A 14,600-nucleotide genomic window follows, 5' to 3' on the forward strand; every position below is an offset into this window, starting at 1 on the left:
GTCAGTCCTTGCCGCGGTTGGACGGGCGCAGCCAGAACGGCGGCGGCTCACCGGCCTCCCCGCCGCGCTCCGCCCGCCTGGTGATCCAGAGCGGGGGCGCCTCGGACGACCTGCCTCCGGAGTCACGGTTGCGCGAACCACCGGAGCTCCGGGAGGAGCCGCCGAAGATGCTCCCGCCGGAACCACCGGAACCACCGGAACCGCCGGAACCCGAGGAGCCGCGGGAGGACCCGCCGTTACGCGATCCCGAGCCGGAGCCGCCTCGCGAGGAGCCGGAGCCCGAGGAGCCCCGGGAGGATCCACCGCCGCCGAAGATGCTCCCGCCGGAACGACCGCCACCGCCCGAGGAGCCGGAGGAACCCGAGGAACCGGACGACCTGCCCGGCGAGGGTGCCGAGGGCCGGACCGCCGGGGAACCGGACGACCTGCCCGCCGAGGAGGACCCGCCACCCGAGGAGGACCGGCCGCCCGAGCCTCCCTGCGGGGCCCAGCCGCCGGAACGGCCGCCGAACCAGCCGCCGGAACCGCCCGACCCGCCCGAGCCGCGCCCGGAGGAGCCTGCGGCCCGGGTGGGGGGCGCGCCGCCTCCCGTACCGGCTCCGGAGAGGTTGAGCGGCGGCGCCGCGCCGGGGCGGGCCGCGGTGACCGGCCTGCCGGTGCCCTTGCGCCGCCCCGCCGCCTGGGAGTCGGTGTCGAGCGGCGCCGGTTGGGCGCCGGTCGGGACCCGGGTGCCCGACGGTGTGGCCGGCGTGGCACCGCCGTCCTCGCCGCGGACCCTGCCCTGGGCGACCGCGGCCGCCGCCGCGCCGACGGAGGCTCCGCCGGCCATCGCGGCCGCCTGCAGCATCGGCTCGGCCTTGCGCATGCCCCACCGGCCCACCCTGGCCGCCGCGACCGGCGGCAGCGCGGACGCCGCCCGCTGCAGGGTCGGCGCGGTCGCCGCGTCGCCGAGCATCCGGGTGGTGAGCGTGTGCCCGTCCATGGACGAGAACAGGTGCTGGAACGGCCGCCGGTAGAAGAACACCGCGATCGTCAGGATCGCCATGAACATGACCTGCATGCCCCACGGCATCGCCGTGGAGATGATCAGGGCGTAGCCGTAGACGAGCACGCCGAGGACGAGGGCGAGCACGGCCTGTCTGAGCAGGGTGCCTATCAGCATCTCCACCCAGCGCATGGCGATGATCCGCCCGGATCCCGGATGGACGCCGATCAGCAGGAAGACCGGCGCGAGGATGAGCAGCAGCAGGAACCCGACCTTGAGCACCAGCAGCGAGACCGCCACCAGGAAGATCAGCAGCCCCGCGACCACCGCGGCCATGAGGGCGCCGATCGCGACCCCCAGGCGGCTCGTCCAGTCCTTGCCCTGGAAGAGGGGGAAGACCGGCGTGTTCTGCAGCTTGTCGGCGACCTCCGTCTCGTATCTCGCCTGGTGGGAGTTCGCCTCCGGCATCTGCTCGGACTTCATCTCGGCCGCGTCGATCGTCTGGATCTCCAGCAGCTTGGCGCCGAACACCTTGATGATGGGGGCGTTGGCGTCGGCCGTGCCGAACTGGCCCATCAGCCACGGCTTGCAGACCAGGGTGGACCAGAGCGCGTCGGAGTTCTGCTCGACGCCCGGCACGCCGCTCTGGCCGTACCCGCCGCCCTGGACCTGCGGGTTGGCCTCTCCCTTCGCGGGCAGGCAGGAGGTGCCGCCCGCGCCGGGCAGCCCGGAGAAGGCGGAGTTGACCACCTCGCCGGTCTTGTCGGTGACGACCTTGCCCAGACCCGTGAGGTCGCCGGGGCGGCTGAAGAACCAGACCGCCACCGTGACCGCGAGGACCATCCAGATGACACCCTCGGCGGTGGTGGTGGCGCGCTTGCGGATCAGCCCGTACCAGGCCAGCCAGATGGCGCCGAGGATCACCAGCGGCCGCAGGTACGGCCAGTACATGGCGTCGGCCAGGCGGACCACCATGTCGTCGACGACGTTCTTGATCGATTCCAGCGGCCCCTCGGTGGCCGCCGCCTGGTAGGTCGTGATGGTCAGCCGGTCCAGCGCCTTGGCCCACAGGAAGACCGTGTTGGCCATCGCGTTGCCCATCACCGCGGCGATGTCGTCGCAGCCGAGCATGTGGGTGTGCCAGAACTGGCCGCTCATGCCGTACGTCGCGTAGTTGCCCTGCGTCGCCGGGGGCTGCGCCGCAGGGGCGCCCGGCTGGGCGGGGTCGGGAAGCGGCGGCTGGATCAGGCCGTCCACGCCTCCGGCGACCATGTCCGGGGACAGGTCGGGAGACATGTCGCAGGGAGCCGCGGCGACTGCCGTGGACGTGTCGCCGGGGAACGCGAGCGGCAGCGCGAGGAAGGCGGCCAGCACCACCAGCCCGATGGCGATCCGCCTGCCCAGCCGTCCCCTGCGGGAACCCCTCTCGCGAGAACCCTTCGGCCCGTTGCGGGACCGTCTCTCGCGAAAGCCCTCGAATCCCTTACGGGAGACCTTCATGACCGCACCTCCAGCGCCGCAGCCCCCGGCCTACCGACTCTGTCGCCCCCAGGAAGATCATGCACTTTCTCGTCGGGTTTGTCGTGGGTCGGATTCGTGTCCAGCCAGCGCAGCAGCTCATCCGAGATCAGGTCCACCCCTATACGGCCCGCGCGACCGTCCAGATCCCGGAAGACGCATTCGCCGTTGCCGAGCGAACGCAGCACCGCCTTGTGCTCCTCGGAGGGTTCGACCCCGAGCAGCGCCATCACGTGCTCCACCTCGACCCGTTCCGTGGAGCGGAACGCGAAGACCGACGACAGGCAGTTCGTCACCTGCTCGCTCAGCAGGTCTCCGGCGTTCTGCGAGACCAGGACCAGCGCCGTGTTGCGGGAGCGGCCCATCCGGCTGACCTCGGGCACCAGTTTGGCCCCCTCGGGGGTGGAGGTGATCGCCCACGCCTCGTCCAGGAAGATCGCCTTGGGCGTCCGCCGGTCCAGGCCGTTCATCAGACCTCGCGCGAACTGCGCGACGAGGTAGAGCAGCGCCACCGACAGCCTCTGCTCGTACGAGTAGTCGTCGCGGCCGGTGGAGGCGTCGGGCAGCGTCAGGCCGCCCAGGGTGAAGACCGTGGTCCAGCCCTCGGTGTCGATCTGGTCGCCGCCCGAGGGGTCGAAGCAGAGCCTGGCCAGATGCATGTCCGACATGGAGCGGAGCACCGCGCCCAGGTTCTTGGAGGCGGCGTCCTCGGTCTGCTCCAGGAAGTCGACGACCTTGCCCAGCGACGGGTCCTCGGCGTTGGACACCGCGGCGACCGCCTGGATCATCGCCGACTCGCGTTCCTCCGACATGCGAGGCAGCAGCAGACGCAGGGTCTCGGTGGCCATCGTCTTCTTGGCCGCCAGGTCGTCGCCGAACGAGAACGGGTCCAGCAGGCCGGGAGCCGCCGAACCGAGGGGGATGATCCGCGCCTTCCTGCCCCGCTTCTGCAGCAGCTGCACCAGCGACTCGGCGTCGCCCTTGGGGTCGATGACCGCGACCGTCACCCCGCGCAGCGCCATCTGGTAGATCATCAGCAGCGCCAGCGTGGTCTTGCCGCCGCCGGGCTCGCCGGTGATGGCGATGGCCGTCGGCCGGTTGCGCGTCGCCGCCACCAGCGGGTCGAAGTGCACGATGCTGCGGGCCCGGCCCAGGGTCTCCCCGACGTACGGGCCCATCCAGCCCGAGCCGCTCTCGTCCGTCCGGTCGCCCAGGTCGACGGTGGCGGTGGCCATGCCGCCCGCGATGGTGCGCAGCGGCTGGCGCTGCGCGTAGGCGTTGACCCGGACCCGTTCGCCCGGCAGCGTCTCGCAGAACAGCGAGAACTGGTCGCCGGTGGAGTTGACGATGTCGATGCCCATGTCGCGGTAGTGCTCCACGACCGCCTCGACCCGCTGCACGCAGATCTCCTCGGTCGGGGCCGACACGATCAGGCGGTGCCAGCCGTACACGAACGGCAGGCGCTCCTTGGTGATGCCGTGCTCCAGCATCCTGGCCGCGTCGATCTGCTCGGCCAGGGCCAGCGGCGCCTCCGCGCCCGCCTCGCGGATGTGGATGTCCATGTCACGGGCGTGGGCGAGCTTGCGCGCCACGTCCTTGCTCGCCTTGACGGGCGGGATCAGCCGCATCCTCGAACTGATCTCCACGGGGAAGGGCAGCTGGTCGGCGAAGTGCATCCAGGGCTCGCCGTCGGGGAAGGGCATGAGGTCGGGGAAGCGGGCGAAGGACATGTGCGCCACGTAGGAGTCGCCCTGCGGCTGCTCGATCCTCAGCAGCGCCCTGCCGTTGTGGATCTGCCCCTCGACGAGGGACTCGATCTCCCCCTGCCCCCACCGGCGCTTGGGGCTGGCCGAGGCCGGAGGGTCGCCGAGGGACCCGGTCGTGGCGTGCTGGAACAGCCAGGCGAGCTCGACGGAGGTGGCGTGCCTGGCGTACAGCGCGCTGGCCGACAGCGCCCTGCCCAGTCGCTCCGCCTGCTCGGACCACTTGGCGATCTCCGCCTTGGGGACGTGGTCGTCCTCGATGCCCAGGGCCTTCTCGCTGCGCTGGTAGAAGCCGAAGAGCTGCGAGAGGACCCCGGTGCCCAGCTGCCGCCCGCGCGTGCCGAGCCGCACGCCGAGGTAGACCTCCTTGGTCCAGAAGTCCTTGGCCCAGACGTGGCGGTACATGTCCTCCAGGTAGTCGCGCCAGCCCGGCCCCTCGTCGGAGGTGGCGTTCAGCGCCATCGCCCACTCGGCGGCGGGGTAGGTGCGGTGCGCCACCCGCAGGTGGACCTCGGCGTCGGGCATGCGGATGGCGGCCAGCGCGATCGTGATGTTGGTGGCCAGCGCCTCCCGCTCCTCGGGGGTGATGAACTCGTAGCTCACGGTGGGAAGCCTGAAGTAGGCCCAGACCGACGAGTCGGTCAGCAGGATCCGATCGTCGAAGTATCGGACGGCCAGGCGGCTGCGCGCCCGGGAGGCGCGGCTCACGGCCCCTCCCCTCCCGGGTCCGGGGCCGTCGACACCCCGGCCACCGCTCGCACGGCCCCGTTCGCGCGGCCTCCGGACCCCTCGCCGGCCCGGATCCCACGACACCCGCTCACTCGAACCTCGCCCGGCCCGCCCTCGCGAACCCGCCCAGGACGGACCGCACCGACCCGGTCCAGCCCGCTACTGTCCAGCCCGCTCACCCGAACCTCGTACGACCCGTTCACCCGCGCCCGGTGCGACCCGCTCGCCCGGACCCCGGCCTGCCCGATCACCACCTGCACCTCGTCTCGCCCGCTCACCACGTCTCCTCGCGCCCGGGGGATCACTGGGCTAACTCCTCCTCGCTGGGTCGACCCGCCTGAACCGTTCCGAAGCCCGCCACGACGACACCGGCCAGGGCGAGGTACGCCCGGCGGCCCGATGCCCTCAGATGGGACGGTTCCACCCGATCGGCCCTGCCGGGGGCCAGCGCGTCCTCCCAGGGAACCCGGACGATCGCCCGGCACCTGCCCCGCGCGACCGCCTCCGCCTGCTCCACGTCGGCCATGCTGCGGCGGCTCACCCCGTTGACCACCATGACCGCCCGGTGGCGCAGGTCGGCGCAGCCGTGCCCGTCGAGCCACTCGTAGGTCATGGCCACCGCGTCCGGCCCGTCCTCGCTGGCCGGGACGACGAGAACGAGCTGGTCGGCGTAGGGGAGGACCCTCGCGGCCAGAGCCGCCGCCGGGTCCATGACGATCATCTTGTAGTGCCGGTCGAGCATGTCCATCGTCTGGCCGAGCCGCCGGTCGGAGAAGAGCGTGCGGTCGGACAGGCGCTGCTCGGCACCGGCGTCGCTGTCTCCGGCGAGGACCTCCAGCCCCGAGGCGCAGCGGCTGGTGTAGGCGCGCATGCCGAGATATCCCTGGACGTTGTCGAGTCCCGAGAGCAGCGAGGTCAGGGTCTCGGGCGACTCTCCCTGGATCCGGCTGGACAGGGCGTGGGAGCCGGTGCTGGCGTCGACCGCGAGAATCCGGTCCTCCCGGTAGCGGGCGAGGGTGTGGCCGAGCATGAGCGCGGTCGTGGTCTGCCCGGCGCCGCCGGTGCATCCCAGGACCACCACACGGCGGCTGCCGCTGAACACCGCCCTGGCCCGCGCCTCGTCGATCTCCGAGCCGTCCGTACGGCCACCGCCGCCGGGTCCGATCACCACCTGGGCCAGCCGCCGCCAGCCGCCCGAGGAATCGCGGCCGACCACCGACTCCACCCGGCGGACCCTGGTCTCGGCCTCGCCGCGCGAGGAACCACCCACCGGCACCGCCGGGGTGACCGGATCCGCCGTGGCCGATCCCGACGGGACCGCGCGGATCGACATGCCGCCTCCCTGGACGCCGGTACCCGCCGGGCCGCCGGGACCGCCCTGCGCGCCCGCGGGCCTCTCCGGCGGCCACGCCTGCGACCTGTCGACCGGCCGCCCGATCGGTGCGGGCTGCCCCTTGCGGTGCTGGCGCCGCGCGCTCTCCTCGTCCGGTCCGTCCTGCCTGTCCTGCCTGTCCTGTCTGTCCTGTCTGTCCTGTCTGTCCTGTCTGTCCTGTCTGTCCTGCGGGAGCTCGGCCGCCTCCGCGGCGCGGTGCCCGATCGGCGCCGGTCCGACGAACCTCGGCACGAAGGAGGGAACAGCCGGGACGGAGGGCCTCTGGGCGGGGTCGGGCACGACGGCCGACCTCTTCTGGGCGGGGTCGGGCACGACCGCCGGCCCCTTCTGGGCGGAGTCGGGCACCGCACGGGCCGGGGCGGGTGTCTCCACCCGCGGCGCCTCGGGGGCCGAGGGCGTCGGCACGGCCGGGGCCTCGGGCCGCTGCCGGCCGGGAGACTTCGAGGTGGGGGCGACGGTCTCGGCAGACGCGGCGGGCGCGATCACCTCCGGGGGCGCGACCGGTGCGGGAGGCGCGTCCGGTACGGCCGGGGCCGTGGCGGCGCGCTGGGCCTCGGCGGAGGCCGCGAGCCTGCGCAGGCGCCGCAGCGCCTCGGTGCCGATGGGAGCGGGCGGAGCCGCGGTCGCGCCGGACGCCGCCGGGGCCTCGTCCCTCGAATCGTCCGCGTTCTCCGTAACGGCGGATCCGGTCGCCGGAGCGCGATCGGCCTGGACCTCGGACCGCCCGGGGGATCCGGGAGAACGGTCGGCGGGCGGTCGCGAGGCCGAGCCCAGGACCGGCGTACCCGGCGCGGACCCGGCGGATCCGGCCGCCTCGGCGAACGCGACAGGCTCGGCCACCGGGGTCACGACGGGCAGCGGCGCGGGGGGCGCCAGGGGCACGGAAGGCACAGGAAGAACGGCGGGAACGGTGACCGGGGGCGTCTCGACGGCCCAGGGGGCCTCGACGGCCCGAGACGTCTCAACGGCCCGGGGTGCTTCGACGGCCCGAGAGGTCTCGACTGCCGGGGTCTGGCCGAGGGCCGGGGCGGCGCCCTGACGAGGGGCGTGGACCTCGGCCCAGGCGACGCGCTCGCGGGCCACCGGAGCGGTCGCGGCGGCCGCCGCCGCGGCGGCCACGGCGGGACGCACCTCGCGCGAGCGGACGGCGGCTCGCCTGGCCTGGGCGTGCCTGGCCCTGCGCGACGCCTTGACCCGGACGGCCGCCTGCGGCGCGGCCCGCCAGACCCGGCCGTTCAGCGTGACCTCGGCGGGCTCGGAGAGGGGGGCCATCCGGCACCAGGTGCGCGGCTCTCCCACGTAGCGCACCTGCGACTGGAGCAGCTCGGTGAGCCTCTTGCTCTCGATCACCGGCCGGGTGGAGAGCCAGGTGACGATACCGGGCGGCACCAGGTAGAGCACGTGCCAGGGGGCGGCGAAGGGCAGACCGAGCAGGTAGAGCAGCAGCGACCACGGGGCCAGCACTCCCACGAACCCACCGATCCAGACAATCGGGAGCGGCATCGGCAGCCGTAGGTCGTACAGCTTGTAGAGCCGCTTCTCAATCCTCCAGATATTGGTGTACGTGGGCAGATCCACGTGATCCTCCTCTCCGCCTCTCCTTGTTTGACCGTTCGAACCCGGTCTCAACCCCCCGAGATGCCCAGCGCGCCCGCGATCGCCTTGGCAGTCACCTCGATGATGTTCGGAACGTAGAAGATCACGCCGATGGCGATCGCCAGGATGATGAACTGGACGAATCTGGTGATCTCACGGGTGAAGAGGAAGAAGAGGGCCACCACCGAGACGATGACCAGGAAGAGCGGTGCGAAGAAGCTGCGGAGGAAGTCGGCCAGGCCCTCGGTGTTGACGCCTGCCGGAGGAGCTGTGGGCTGAGCGAGCTCTATGGCGCTCAGCAGCATGGTCTTGAGAATCACTTCTTGTCCTCCGTACTCACGATCGTGCCCGCCGGGCGGCGACGGGTCCGCGGCGCGTAAGCGCGGGAACCCGGACCGACGGCTCATCGATCAGGGGGGTTCTGCTCACCGTGGACCGGCACCATTCGATCATGCGTTACCCCGCCACAGATCGGTATGCGCCGCGGATGTCCTTGACGAACCACTTGTCACCTTGTTTGACCATGGTGAGCAAGTAGGACTGTTCCAGCTTGCCTTCCGCCTGGCCGGGATCGGCTGGTTCCGGATCGGTGGACGGCGTCGCCTTCGACGGCACTCCCCACGTGACCGTCGCGGTCACCTCGCGGGTGGTTCCCCCGCCGAGGGGCACGGCGAGGTCCTTGAGCTGCAGGAGGGTGAACGCGCCCCCGAACCCCTGCAGGGTGACCCCGGCGTCGGCGTACTGCTGCAGCGCGGTGGTGTCACCCGCGTACGCCCTGAAGAAGTCCTCCAGCGTGGTGCGCAGTTCCTGCTCCGCGGCGCGGTCGCGCTCGGGCGCGCCCTTGGGCGGCAGGTCGGCCGCCCTCGGCGCGGGCAGGATGCCCGGACGCCCGGCGACGACGAACCTCTCCGCGGCCCGGTCGCGGTAGACGGGCACCGACAGGAGCTGGCGGCGGTTCTCCGACTGGTAGGCGACGGTGACGACGGCGTTGTCGGTGTCGACGACCTCGATCCCGTACGGTTGCACCGCTCCAGCGTTCATCTTGCCGAAACCGTCCCAGCCGAACTGCGCCTCGGCGCCCTCAGGCAGGTAGGGGGCGAGTCTCGACTCCCTCTCCGAGGGGCGGGCGCCGTCGAAGTTCAGGTAGACCTCGGCGAACTGGGCCGCGAAGGCTGAGGCCTGGACCGTGGGGAAGCCGTTCCCCGAGGCGGGCACCACGTTCGAAGGGGCGTTCTGCTGGGTGAAGCGCTCGAAGGGCGCGCGGACCCCGTTCACGACGATGACGACGATGAGCGCCCAGAGCACGGCACGGCCGGTCCACACCAGCCAGCGGCCACCCCCACCGGACCAGCGTCCGCGCGACGCGCCCCGCCCGCGCGCCGGAGCGCGATCGAGGTCGGAATCGTCGGGGAAGTCCGGGTATGCCGACAGCTCAGGGTCGCCAGCGATCCGGGGATCACGCTGGACCGTCGACCTTCGAGCCATCACGCCTCCGCTCGCGTCAATCCTCGGCCGGTGCGGTGTCGTATTGCTGCCGATCCCGTTGGCCATGGTGACGCACTTACTCTAGCCGCCCAGCCGATTCTTCCAGGAAAGCCACGCCTATGCTGCAGGCATCGTGATGACTGAGCAAACCGGGTCTGGAACCTCGGCGAGGCCGCCGATACCGCCGATGACCGGTGAAAAGCGCATTACCCCTGGCCAGCGCGTGGGCTGATTACTCAAACGCCACCCATTGCTAACTAGACAGCCCCCGGACTGTCGCGACCTGCGCATTTAACACAAAATACGTCACCTAGGGTCACACCCTCCGAAATATCCTCGTCCACTCTCCTCGACCAGCCAGGTCGTCCCCTCGGAGGTCTCCCCCGCCCGAAGGAAACGGCGAACCGGGTAGGTCAGCCGAACACCAGGATCCCCCGCCCGCGGACGAGCCGATCGCCGCGGATTGAACCTCAGACCGCCGCGGGCCCGTCGGAGTCCCACCTGATGAGCGTCGGCTGGTGGCCGAGTTGCATGCCGGTGTGGGGGTCGATCTTGAAGGCGCCGAACAGCGTGGTCGTCTCCAATGACGCGGCGGCCGACCACAGGGCGTCGCGTCCCGTGCCGCCGGCCGCCGTCGCGCAGTGGGTCGCGATGATCGCGGCTGCCACCGCCTGAACGGCTGGATAGTCGGGGAGCACCCCGGCGCGGTCTTGGTAGGCGGCGAGGAAGTCAGGTTCGCCGATGCCCACTTCGGCCGGGTCTCCGGTGCCGGGGAACCACTGTCCGACCCCGTAGATGTCGCGGGGGTCGTCGAGCGCCCGACCGAACTCGCGGACGCCCGCCGCCACCGCGCACACCGTCCGCGGTGGCGCAGGCAGTGATCTGGCCCGCCTGATCGTCTCGATGTCCTCTTCGAAGGCACCCGCGCAGAGGAGGCCCCAACCGCCTCCGGCTGTCTGCGGCAGGTCATCCCCGGGGCCGAGCCGGACCGTGTCGATGCCGAGGGAACGCGCGATCACCTCGGCACCGGCGGCCACCTGCCGGCCGAAACCGCCCTTGCCGCAGACGATCCGTACGGGGAGCGCCTCGGTGCCGGCCAGATGCCGCAGGAACGGCTCCGCGTATCGGCTGGTGGGCGTGAGCACCGAGATGACGTGTCCGGGGTTGGCCGCCTCGACATCGTCACCTGACCCGCCGTGGTTCCAGATCAGGCGGCCAAGCTCGGCGGCGAGGTCACCGGCCCCGCGCATCAGCTGGGTCGAGTACGGGCCGAGCAGGATGTCGCAGCGATCCGACAGGCCGCGGAGCGATGCCCGCAGGACCGCGGGGTCGCTTTGGTCGTCCTGGATCACCAGGTCCAGCGCGCTGTTCGAGGCGTGCCAGACCTCCAAGCCGAGCTGGGCCTGCTTGCCGAAGCGGGCGTGCTTGCCGGAGAGGGACAGGCAGGCGCCGACGGTGAGTGTCGTCACCGCATCCTCACCTCGTATCGAAACTCGTGGCCGTCTGCGGCCACGATCGGCTCTTGGACCTCGGGCAGGCCGTCGACGAGGAACGTCCTGCGGCGTACGACAACCTGGATGTCCTCGTCAAGTTCCAGGCGATGGGCGATCTCGGCGGGCGGATCCAGACCATGTCGTCGCGTCCGAACTCCCGTGAGCGGTGGTGCGTGACCAGGGGCCGCTCGCGGGGCCAGGCGCGACCGGACGACGCCCCGGGCCTGGCGTCGTCGAACGCCGGTCGCGGCGGTGCCCCCGCTTTCGGAGGGAGGCGGGGGCGCCGTCCACTTGGGCCGTTCAGGCCGGCGGGGGCGCCACCATCCCCGGCCAGGTCCCATCACGCTTCCCGGATGCCCTGGTCCCGGAATGCCGCGAAGCTCGACGCCCTGCTACATCGCTCGTGGTCAACGCGCTAAACGTTGAAGCGGAACTCCACCACGTCGCCGTCGCGCATGACGTAGTCCTTGCCCTCGATGCGGGCCTTGCCCGCCTGGCGGGCGGAGGCGATGGAGCCGGTCTCCAGGAGCTCGTCGAAGGAGACGATCTCGGCCTTGATGAAGCCGCGCTGGAAGTCGGTGTGGATGACCCCGGCCGCCTCGGGGGCGGTGGCGCCCTTGCGGATCGTCCAGGCCCTGGTCTCCTTGGGCCCGGCGGTCAGGTAGGTCTGCAGGCCCAGGGTCTCGAAGCCGACCCTGGCCAGCTGGGTCAGGCCCGACTCCTCCTGGCCGACGGACTGCAGGAGCTCCAGCGCCTCGGCGTCGTCGAGCTCGACGAGCTCGGACTCGATCTTCGCGTCGAGGAAGACGGCCTCGGCCGGTGCGACGAGCGCCGACAGCTGTGCCCGAAGCTTCTCGTCCACCAGCTCGTCGGCGTCGAGGTTGAAGACGTACAGGAACGGCTTGGCCGTCAGCAGGTGCAGCTCGCGCAGGTCCTTCGGGTCGATGCCCGCGCCCTTGGCCCCGGCGTACAGGGTGGTGCCGCCGTCGAGGAGCTTGAACGCCGCCTCCGCCGCGTCGAGCGCGGCCTTGCGGTCCTTGTTGGTCCTGGCCTCCTTCTGGAGGCGGGGGATCGCCTTCTCCAGGGTTTGCAGGTCGGCGAGGATCAGCTCGGTGTTGATCGTCTCGATGTCGCGGCCGGGGGCGACGCCGCCGTCCACGTGGGTCACGTCGGGGTCGTTGAAGACCCGGATGACCTGGCAGATCGCGTCGGTGTCACGGATGTTGGCGAGGAACTGGTTACCTCGCCCCTGTCCCTCCGAGGCGCCGCGGACCAGGCCGGCGATGTCGACGAACTCGACCTTCGCCGGCAGGATCTTCGCGGACCCGAAGATCTCGGCCAGCTTCTCAAGACGCGGGTCGGGAACGCCGACGATGCCCACGTTGGGCTCGATGGTGGCGAACGGATAGTTCGCCGCCAGGGCGTTGGCGGTCTTCGTCAGCGCGTTGAAAAGCGTTGACTTGCCGACGTTGGGCAATCCGACGATGCCGATGCTCAGGCTCACGTGAGCCGAGTTTACGCGGAATGACCCACTGCTACCCGCCACGGACAGGTCACAGGTGGGAGTCACGGGGACGGACGGGGCCGGTTCCGGTCCGGGAGCGTGTCGGCGCGCCAGGAGTGGCCGGGCCTGGAATCATGCCGGGGTGGATGTCATGGCTCTCTCCTTCCAGCTCGCGGTGGGCCTCGCCGCGGGACTCGCGATCGGGTTCCTGCTGGGCCGGGCGCGTGCCGCCTCGGGAGCCGTGGACGTCACAGCGCGCCTGGCCGACGCCGAGGCCCGCGCGAAGATCGCCGAAGAGAAGGTCGTCTACATCGAGGGACAGCTCTCCGAACGCTTCCAGGCCCTGTCGAGCCGAGCACTCGACGTCAACAACCTGCGGTTCCTGGAGCTGGCGGAGACGAGGCTGGCCGCCAACCGGGCCGAGGCCGTCGGCGAGCTGGAGCAGCGCAAGCAGGCCGTCGAGCACCTGATCGAGCCGCTGAAGGACACTCTCGCCCGCGTCGAGACACAGCTGCGCGACACCCAGACGGGCCAGCGGGCCGCCCACGCCGAGCTGGCCAAGCACATCGACGTCGTCCGCGAGAGCAACGAACAGCTCCGCGCCCAGACGAGCTCGCTGGTACGGGCCCTGCAGCGGCCCGAGGCCAGGGGCCGGTGGGGAGAGCTCCAGCTCCGCAGGGTCGCCGAGATCGCCGGTATGCAGCGGTTCTGCGACTTCGACGAGCAGGTGAGCGTCACCACTCCGGACGGCGTCCTGCGCCCCGACATGATCGTGCGGCTGGCCGGCGGCAAGAACATCGTGGTCGACTCCAAGGTCTCGCTCGCCGCCTACCTGGAGGCCGCCGAGTCGGCCGATCCCGACCACCAGTCGGCCCGGCTCGACGCCCACGCCCGGCACGTGCGCGACCACGTCGACCGGCTGGCCTCGAAGCCCTACTGGCAGGCGTTCAGCCCGGCGCCGGAGTTCATGATCCTGTTCATCCCCGGCGAGGCGTTCCTCGCCCCCGCGCTGGAACGCGACCCCGCCCTGCTGGAGTACGCCATGCGGCGGCGGGTCCACATCGCCACGCCGACCACGCTGATCACCATGCTCCGCACCGCGCAGTACGCCTGGCAGCAGGCCGCGCTGAGCGAGAACGCACGAGCGATCTTCGAGGTCGGCAAGGAGCTGTACGAGCGGCTGAGCAGCATGGGGCGCAACGTCGACGCCCTGGGCCGCTCGCTGAGTCGGGCCGTGGAGTCGTACAACAGGACGGTCGGCTCGCTGGAGACCCGGGTGCTGGTGAGCGCCCGCAAGCTGAACGATCTGGGACTGGTCGAGACGGACCTGGACACCCCGCAGGCGGTCGAGGACCTGCCGCGCGCCCTGACCTCACCGGAACTACTCACGCAAGAGGAGCCAAGCTCGCCTCCCGTATCCCGCCTGAACGGTAGGTTGGCCAACGACCTGCCCTAGAAACTGTTCCCCGAAGGCTCAGGCGGCCGGACACTGGAGACGGTGGGATCGACCGCGCGGGGGCCCGCGAGGTTCCGCGAGGGCAAGGGTCAAGGGGGCAAGTGGTGGACGAGCGAGGCGGCGTGCAGCAGGCCGGCGGGGTGATCGCATGAGTGAGCTTGACCGGGCCGCGGGCATCCGGCTGACCGTCCGGGGCGCGCTGGCCTTCGTACTGGCGTCCACGCTGGTGGGCAGCGTGCTGCAGGCGCTGCTGGGGGTGGCGGCGCTGACCGGGGCGGCGTTCGTGGCCGGTTGTGTGGCCGCCGCGTCGCTCGTGAACCGCCGGGACCTGCTCTCGCTGGTGGTGTCCCCGCCCCTGGTCTTCTTCGTGACCACCGCGTTCATCGAGGCGGTCCGATCCCTGTTCGCGGCCACGCCCGTGCAGGCTTTCGGCCTGGGCATGTACACCGCGCTGTCGCAGGGAGCCCCGTGGCTGTTCGGCGGCTCGTTCCTGGTGCTGGTCATCGCCTGGCGCCGTGGCCTGACCCGCTGCGTCCGCGAGCTGCGCGAGGAGCTCAAGGCGTCCAGGGCCTCGGTGCCCCGGCCCAGGAGTGGCGGCGACGGCACCGCCTTCGCCCCCGAGCCCGAGGGATACTTCGAGCCCAAGGTGTACGGCACCCCGCGCGAGGGGCAGTGACG

10 protein-coding genes are annotated in these 14,600 nt (G+C 71.5%); 2 read left to right on the forward strand and 8 right to left on the reverse strand.

From position 1 onward, the window contains the following. Position 1: 1 nt before the first annotated feature. The 8 genes from OG587_RS00875 to ychF all read right to left on the reverse strand — a co-directional run bounded on the left by OG587_RS00875 (position 2) and on the right by ychF (position 12,466). Complete coding sequence (locus tag OG587_RS00875) at positions 2-2,485, reverse strand: type IV secretion system protein (protein WP_329085879.1); 2,484 nt, start codon at positions 2,483-2,485, stop codon at positions 2-4. Continuing rightward, a complete protein-coding gene (locus OG587_RS00880) occupies positions 2,482-4,974 on the reverse strand; it encodes an ATP-binding protein (protein WP_329085880.1) in 2,493 nt (830 codons plus the stop codon). The genes OG587_RS00875 and OG587_RS00880 overlap by 4 nt, the downstream gene beginning before the upstream one ends. After that, positions 4,971-5,273 carry a hypothetical protein gene (locus OG587_RS00885; RefSeq protein ID WP_329085881.1) on the reverse strand — a complete coding sequence of 101 codons (303 nt, stop codon included), beginning with the start codon at positions 5,271-5,273 and terminating at the stop codon, positions 4,971-4,973. The genes OG587_RS00880 and OG587_RS00885 overlap by 4 nt, the downstream gene beginning before the upstream one ends. Positions 5,274-5,296: 23 nt before the next feature. Then, a complete protein-coding gene (locus tag OG587_RS00890; RefSeq protein WP_329085882.1) occupies positions 5,297-7,966 on the reverse strand; it encodes a TcpE family conjugal transfer membrane protein in 2,670 nt (889 codons plus the stop codon). Between the two features lie 47 nt (positions 7,967-8,013). Continuing rightward, on the reverse strand, positions 8,014-8,289 hold the full coding sequence (locus tag OG587_RS00895; protein WP_329093688.1) for a hypothetical protein: 276 nt from the start codon (positions 8,287-8,289) through the stop codon (positions 8,014-8,016). 151 nt (positions 8,290-8,440) lie between these two features. Then, positions 8,441-9,469 (reverse strand): conjugal transfer protein, encoded by a 1,029-nt coding sequence (locus tag OG587_RS00900; RefSeq protein ID WP_329085883.1) that lies wholly within the window; start codon positions 9,467-9,469, stop codon positions 8,441-8,443. Positions 9,470-9,939: 470 nt separating this feature from the next. Continuing rightward, the gene (locus OG587_RS00905) at positions 9,940-10,938 is read right to left on the reverse strand and encodes an ABC transporter substrate-binding protein (RefSeq protein ID WP_329085885.1); all 999 of its coding nucleotides are present in this window, start codon (positions 10,936-10,938) and stop codon (positions 9,940-9,942) included. Positions 10,939-11,377: 439 nt separating this feature from the next. Then, positions 11,378-12,466, reverse strand: a complete 1,089-nt coding sequence (ychF, locus tag OG587_RS00910) for a redox-regulated ATPase YchF (RefSeq protein WP_329085887.1) — start codon at positions 12,464-12,466, stop codon at positions 11,378-11,380. Positions 12,467-12,617: 151 nt separating this feature from the next. Between ychF and OG587_RS00915 the strand changes: the two genes are divergently transcribed. Beyond that, a complete protein-coding gene (locus tag OG587_RS00915) occupies positions 12,618-13,922 on the forward strand; it encodes a DNA recombination protein RmuC (protein ID WP_329093689.1) in 1,305 nt (434 codons plus the stop codon). Positions 13,923-14,070: 148 nt separating this feature from the next. Continuing rightward, positions 14,071-14,598 (forward strand): DUF6542 domain-containing protein, encoded by a 528-nt coding sequence (locus tag OG587_RS00920; RefSeq protein WP_329085888.1) that lies wholly within the window; start codon positions 14,071-14,073, stop codon positions 14,596-14,598. Positions 14,599-14,600: the final 2 nt, after the last annotated feature.

Source organism: Streptosporangium sp. NBC_01469, from assembly GCF_036227305.1.
GTDB lineage: Bacteria > Actinomycetota > Actinomycetes > Streptosporangiales > Streptosporangiaceae > Streptosporangium.